A 764-nucleotide genomic window follows, 5' to 3' on the forward strand; every position below is an offset into this window, starting at 1 on the left:
CACTTGAGTCTGCTGCCAGACTACCTTGGGCTACATTGGTAATTTTTTGTGCAGTACCGGTTGCATGACTGGCATCATAAGCAGATATATTGCTATTCCATTGCAGCGCATTCTGCTGTAATGTTTTTACATGAGAGTCAGCCACAGACAGACTGCTTGATGCTGATACAGACAGACTGCTCAGACTCTGATTAGTCTGTTCCAGCTGACTGACCAATCCGTTCGGACTTTTATTTTGTAAATCTTCTAATGAAGTTGATAAAGAGTTAAAACCTGAGCTAACGCTACTAGACAAAGTATCAAGATGACTATTAGTCGTGAATAGCTGGCCACCGGTAACCACATCACTTGAACCGGCTGCAAGATTTCCAGCCAGTACATTTGTAATGCGCTGTGCTTTTCCATCGTGAGTAGCATCATATGCGCCACCGTCAATGTCCTTATTCCATAACAATGCATTGTGCTGCAATGATACTACGCTGGAATTGGCTGTACTCAGTTTATCCTCAAAAGTAGTGGACAGACTATTGATTTTCTCATTGGCAAACTGCCCCAGTGCGCTAGAAAGGCTACCCACACTGGCCGATGTTGATGAAGAAATTGAATTCATCTTACTATCAACATTATTAGTCAGAGTGCTTACACTATTATTGGTATTAAACAGCTGGGCGCCTGTTACTACATCACTTGAGTCTGCTGCCAGACTACCTTGGGCTACATTGGTAATTTTTTGTGCAGTACCGGTTGCATGACTGGCATCATAA

1 pseudogene is annotated in these 764 nt (G+C 42.9%); it reads right to left on the minus strand.

Annotation, left to right across the window (positions count from 1 at the left end):
- Positions 1 to 764 (minus strand): annotated as a pseudogene (locus H3V11_RS11710) (hypothetical protein); the annotation flags it as partial.

This window comes from Snodgrassella sp. W8158 (genome assembly GCF_016100435.1).
GTDB lineage: Bacteria > Pseudomonadota > Gammaproteobacteria > Burkholderiales > Neisseriaceae > Snodgrassella > Snodgrassella alvi.